Source organism: Streptococcus handemini (assembly GCF_040984445.1).
Classification (GTDB): Bacteria; Bacillota; Bacilli; order Lactobacillales; family Streptococcaceae; genus Streptococcus; species Streptococcus handemini.
The window spans coordinates 1-6,288 of record NZ_JBFRYH010000089.1; the positions used below are offsets into that span (position 1 = coordinate 1).

3 protein-coding genes are annotated in these 6,288 nt (G+C 39.4%); all 3 read left to right on the plus strand.

Going from position 1 to position 6,288, the window contains the following annotated elements:
* Positions 1 to 336: 336 nt before the first annotated feature.
* Complete coding sequence (locus ABPH35_RS10100) at positions 337 to 3,153, plus strand: YSIRK-type signal peptide-containing protein (RefSeq protein WP_368849788.1); 2,817 nt, start codon at positions 337 to 339, stop codon at positions 3,151 to 3,153.
* A gap of 159 nt (positions 3,154 to 3,312) precedes the next feature.
* The gene (locus ABPH35_RS10105) at positions 3,313 to 3,510 is read left to right on the plus strand and encodes a hypothetical protein (RefSeq protein ID WP_349989644.1); all 198 of its coding nucleotides are present in this window, start codon (positions 3,313 to 3,315) and stop codon (positions 3,508 to 3,510) included.
* A 232-nt stretch (positions 3,511 to 3,742) separates the two neighbouring features.
* The coding region (locus tag ABPH35_RS10110) for a MucBP domain-containing protein (protein WP_349989643.1) at positions 3,743 to 6,288 on the plus strand (2,546 nt) is incomplete at its 3' end.

The window sequence follows — 6,288 nt, forward strand, 5'->3', positions numbered from 1 at the left end:
ATGTGGAAAAATAAAGAAATCAGCATCAACGAAGCCTCTATATACTTAGGAGTTGCTAAAACAACTTGCTACAACTGGTTGAGGGCGAAAAAAAGTGACTAAAATTGTTCAAAATACTAGGACTTTTTGAATAAATATGTTACACTATGATTAGTATATATTGGCACACGTAAATAAATGTCAGTAAGGTAGGACTTTTTGAATAGCTAAAAATGGAGGAAAAATCAGCCTACATTTTGCTCAACTGCCCCTAATTATAGGCGTTCAAAAAGTCCTGCTTTTCTGAATTTATAATATGTGTTTGATTAAATCATTCAAAATATAAGGAGGGAAAAGATGTTTTACAGAAAAAAAGATCGTTTCTCAATTCGTAAATTTAAAGTTGGAGTCTGCTCTGTTTTCTTAGGTTCGCTCTTTTTGGTTGCGCAACAGGTGCATGCCTTAGAAAATGCGGAAACAGCTGAAGTTCAACCAGCTATTGAGTTAGTGTCGGACTCTGTTGCAAATCAAGCAAGTGCGTCAACAGAAGGGACAGGGGGCGAGTCTGTTTCGCATGAAATGGCTGATAGTACAGTAGAAGAGTCTACATCAACAGAAGAAGAGGAAATCGTAGCGTCTTCAGTTTCTGCCATTGCTACTGAGGTGTCAGATGAGGTAGAAAATGTAGCTGCTGTAGTGACTTCACATCATGTAGAGCACGTTGCGGCTGATACGGATCTTCCAGCAGATGAGATTGGCTTAGCGAAAATTCGCGAAATAGCAAAAATCAATGATTACAAACTCCTGTCTGCATCAGTTCGTGCGGATTTTATTAGAAGAATAAATGAAGCAACGGATGAAGCAACGCTAGAGGTCATCGTAAAAGAAGCTAGTCGTGCCAAACTGCGTGATGAAACTTTCCCAAAAGAAGGGGAGGATCTACCAGAAGGTACTTACTTTAGAGCAGAGTCATCGGCAGATACTCATGCAGATGCTACAACTCCAAAGACGCAAGATGAATTAGATAAAGAGGCTTTTAAAAATTATACCATTACACCAAATTTAAATGCACCGCTAAAAGATCCAAATGAAAATCGCTTTACTTTTTGGAATATAGAAAAAGAAGTTAAGAGTGGTGAAGATGAACCTCAAATCCTATCCTATGCTATTTCTATTGATAGAGATGTAGAACGTTTTAAAGAAGGCGAACGTGCAACTGAAGGATTTGATGATATTATGGCTGGTATTCCTAAAACAGTCTATCTTACAGCCTTTGATGCACAAGGACAACAAGTCGGAGAAACAAAATCTTTTTCTATGGATGTTGATGAAGGAGAACAATATAAAGTAACATTATTTGGTGCTGACATAGATCCAGATGAATTACAGGCATGGAGAAAAGAAAATCAGATATATTTAAAATTTAAAAATACTAAGAAGTTGAAAGTGTCTTATTCTGCATTTTCAACTAATATAAATCCAACTATTGCGGACGGTAAGCAACTCCCGCTACCTAAAAAGGCGAAACAAGTGACAAATTACTATTTGGCAGGCAGCGATAACAAGGTTAAGGTTCATGAAAGCCATGAACAGGCAGGAGATTATTTTAAAAATGATTCATACACAACTGTTCCTTTGAAAATCTTAGGATATAAATTAGTCGGAACTAATGGCAATCAAGACGGAAAACTTGCAGTTGAAATAAGTTACAGAAAAGGCGAATGGGAAGCTGTGAAGCAAAGATGGTCGGCAGGTAACTTTTCAGGTACTATGTATAAATTCAACCACTATATAGATAATAAAGGTACTTTAGAGATGACGGTCTTTTCTTCGCCTAAATTGCCACATCAATTACCAACTGCAAGTGAACTTTTGGAGGACTACCTTAAATCCCCTGAATCACGTAAGTATACATTTGAAATGAACAAAGCCTATTTATTGCAAGGAACAGAAGAAATAGTAGCAAAAGAAAATAAGAAATATAGGGTAAGGGATAGTGACTTAGCAAAATATCCTGAGCTTAAAGACTATGTTTCAAAAGATGCTAATGCTTTCTATGCATTTCATGAAGGAACATATGATAAACTTCTTATCCTGGAGAATAATGATTATGTCACTAAACTAGAAGTTGGGAAGAGTACAAGTCTTCCTCGCCCGTTGATCATTAGAAATCCTGCAAGTAAAAAACTGATATTAGCTTCAGGAATTACTATTGAAAATGCTTGGTCACTTGGCTCAAGAGTAGACTACGAATATGCCAAGATAGAAAAAGTGGAAGCTGAGTATTATGCAGATGATACTGGCACACGCCTTTATGAAAATAAAGCTGACTATACAAATCTAAACCCAGAGGCAAAATTAGTAAAAGAAGACATTCCTGGAGTAGAGTATACTGATACACCACCGGAAAGATTAACAGATAAAGACGGAGTAGAATATGAACTTGTTAGAGATGGAGAAAAACCAGCACTATTAGATAACTCTGCCCCACAAAGTGGTAAAATAGAAAATACAGTAACAGTAGACGGAGAAAATATTGAAACAAAACCACAGGTAATAAGATACCGCTATCGTCGTGCTTTGGTAGGAACACCAGATCAACCTGAAAACACACCAGGAGAAGAAGGATCAACAGAACCAAATCCAGGAGCAACACCAGGAGGAGAAGAAGACAAACCAGAGGTAGAAACACCAGATGGAGGATCAACAGATCCACAACCAGATCCAAGTGGACCACAACCAGGAGGAGAAGAAGACAAACCAGAGGTAGAAACACCAGATGGAGGATCAACAGATCCACAACCAGATCCAAGTGGACCACAACCAGAAGGAGAACCTGGCAATGGAGGAGATACACCAAGTGGAAGCGAAGGAACACCAGATGAACCTGGAAGCACACCGAGTGAAGGAGGATCAACAGATCCAAATCCAGGAGCAACACCAGGAGGAGAAGAAGACAAACCAGAGGTAGAAACACCAGATGGAGGATCAACAGATCAATCAGGTGAACCAGTTGCTTCAGGTACGTTGGCTCAACCAGCAGAACCTGCGAAAACAGAATTGCCATGTACAGGTGATGGGGCTGGAAATTCTACATTTATGTATGGCGTAACTGCCCTTGGATTAGCAGCTTTACTTGGATTAGGTAAGAAAAAATTAGACGATGAGGATTAGTTTTTCATAGGATAAGATATATGGAAAAACAATTATTATTCTCTCAAAAGTATCTACGATTTTACGTAGGAAAGCTGACGCAATGGTCGAATAGATACTTTGAGTGGAAGAAAGGAGAAGAATAGCAAAAGATGAAAGAGCAAAAATCTAGTTTGTGGTATGATAGCAGAACATTCGTTTGTAACGCATGTGGCCGAAAAGTCACAACTATTAGAGGTAAGCTTGATCGCAGATCTGTATTTTGTAGCGCTCTTTGTAGCAGACGTTATTGGAGACATTCGGATAGGCGACATCGAACAAGTGAAAACGTCTCATGACAAGCTAAATACGCTTAATATCAAGATTGTAGTGGATTAGTGAAAGGTTTAGTCCACTACAGTTGTTATAGAGCCAGAATATAAGAAACTTCTATGTTTTTTATAAAAGGTAGTTCAAAAACTTTAGACTTTTAAAATGGCAGAAAGAAAGGGAAAACAAGCTAAATTTTTGCTCGTTTCCCCCAATACTTGTACGTTCTAAAAGTCTATCTTTTTTGAACAAAACACTGTGTATAGCAGAATTCTACAAAAGAAAAGGAAAAAAATATTTCATGTTTCAAAGAAAAAAAGATCGTTTTTCAATTCGTAAGTTCAAAGTTGGTGTTGGTTCAGTCTTCTTGGGCTCGGTCCTTTTAGGTGCGCCAAATGTATATGCTGATGAAACAGCAACTATACACCCAGAGACAGAGGCGGTTGCACCCGTTACAGAAAATCCGAACTCAGCAACTTCAGCGACAACGGAAAATGCTAGTAGTGTAGTTTCAGAAACTGTTGAAGATAAAGCAAAAGAAGAGTCAGCTATAACAGCAGATAAGGTATATGAAACAGCAATTGTTCCTACTGAAGCAAAAGAAGAGTTGGCTAAGCCAGAAGAAGTTTCAGCAGGAACGGATGAAGAGGCAAAACCAGCAAGTGAGGACCCTTCCATTACAGACTTGAGTGCACGCAAGGCAACAATAGTCAGCATTATCAGTACTTACCAAAACTTGTCAAATGAACTGAAAGAAAGCTTTATCACACGTGTTAATGAATCGACGGATGTTGCGGATCTTAAAGAGATTGCGAATGAAGCAAGACGCGCTAATCGTCCAAAAGCACCAACTAGAGAAGAAGCCTTTCCAAACCAAGGGAAGCCCTTTAACAATTTGGGAACTTCTGACTTCCGTGTAATTGATGGTGACACAACACAACCAAATCTAGGAGACACACCAAGTGGAAATGAAGGCAACACATCACAAAATGAAAAAGATGCGGTAGCATACAAAGACTATTATGTGAAAGACACTTCAGATCCAGCCTACAAAGATCCGAGTGAAAATCGTTATACGTTTGCTAATATTGTCCATGACAACGTAAATGCTAATTCAGTTGCCTACGCTCTCTCAGTTGATGCTTCAGGGCCTACGACTCCGGGGAAGAAGACACCAGACAAGGTATATATCACTGCCTTCAATCATCAGACTAAAAAAGTGTTGGCGACAAAAGAACTAGAGCTAACAAATGCAAATAAGCTTAACTTTGGTTTCCACGTTCAGGATCCTGCTACGAAGGAAATGATTGCTGATCCAAACGGATTGAATCTTGATTCGCAAGGTGGGTTGTTTATTATCGCATCGGATGCAGTAAGTTTTATAGCGCGAATAGCTGCTCCTAATACGAATCAGGCTCACCAAACTTCTGCTATGCTCACGTATACAGGAGGGAAGAATGTTGCCTCCCCAATCTCGGTAAATGAACCAATTGCTAGTATTCCGATATGGTACCCACAATTTACTAAGTACTATGATGAAGCAACAGGGAAAGAAATTCATGACAGTTATGTACAATATGGATGGTCAGGAATGTCGTATCATACGGTTCCGGTAGAGATTGAAGGCTATACTCTTGTAAGTTCTTCATCAAATACAGCCGGATCAGTTGGGAATCCGAATACGTTTAAAAAAGGAGATTTCCAGTACAATCGCCAAACTGTCACACCAACAAACGGTGCGACGAAACGTGTTACGATTTATACAAAAACAGAGTATCTTGATGATGAAGGAACGACACGAGTTACGACCTACTTCTCGCCTAAAGATGCCGATACAGAAGACTTGCCAACTGCCGAATCCTTTTTCTTCAGTATAATGACAGATGAAGAACGTGCAGAAAGAAAGCAAGCAAATAAAAAAGTGCTTGCTGGAGCAGAATCAACGCTTGCTCGTCTCAATGCCAAGCAAAATTTATCCGAAGGTGAAGAGGAAGAAAAAGAACTAACTGAAGCTGCTCGTGATAGAGCTAAGACTCGTTTAGCCGCTTTGGAAGGTGGAGCAAATATTCAGCCAAGATTAGAAAATACCAAGGTTTTCAACTGGGCTAAGTATGTAGCAGTAGACGGCTCACAAAATATACCAGCTGACTCAGACCTAATTAGTAGTGACGTAGATGCCTTTTATGCAGGTCATGTCCGTGTTGACGGCAATAAACTGGTGGAAAACTTTAGTATCACTACTAACTTAGTTGGAACATCTAAACCGGGTGAAGCGGTACGTGTCCAATTTCCGTTTGCACAAAATAGTACAGTAGGAGTAGGTGGAATCAATATCCGTAACAGATGGTCAGGAGATTCCAACGTCGTATATGAATACCGTGAAATCAAGACCGGTGATGTGATTCTCCACTATGTAGATACAGAGGGAAATATCCTACAACCAAACCATCACAATACAGATGACAAGCGTACTGGCTCAACCTATACTGTGACGGATGATGAGAAACTAGAAAAAATCACTCGTACTGAACCAGGGGAAGACGGTAAGCCAAGAAAAGTGACTTATATCCTAAAAGAGCAGTCCACAAATGCTGAAGGTAAAGTTCATGATAAAGCTATTGTTGAAAACATCAGTGATACCAACACCATCGTGACCGATACGACAGGCACTGGCAAAGTCAAAGAAGGAAAGCAAAACATCATCTATGTCTATGAAAAATCAGGTTCAGTCATTGTCAACTATGTGGACGAAGCAGGAAATCCACTTCGCTTTAAAAAGGGAGACGAGATTGTAGAAGGTGACCAAAAGGTTGTCACAGATGGAAAAGCTAATACTCCTTATAATAC

Coding starts and splice junctions, on each gene's coding strand:
- ABPH35_RS10100 (WP_368849788.1), top strand. CDS start 337: ATGTTTTACAGAAAAAAAGATCGTTTCTCAATTCGTAAATTTAAAGTT.
- ABPH35_RS10105 (WP_349989644.1), top strand. CDS start 3,313: ATGATAGCAGAACATTCGTTTGTAACGCATGTGGCCGAAAAGTCACAA.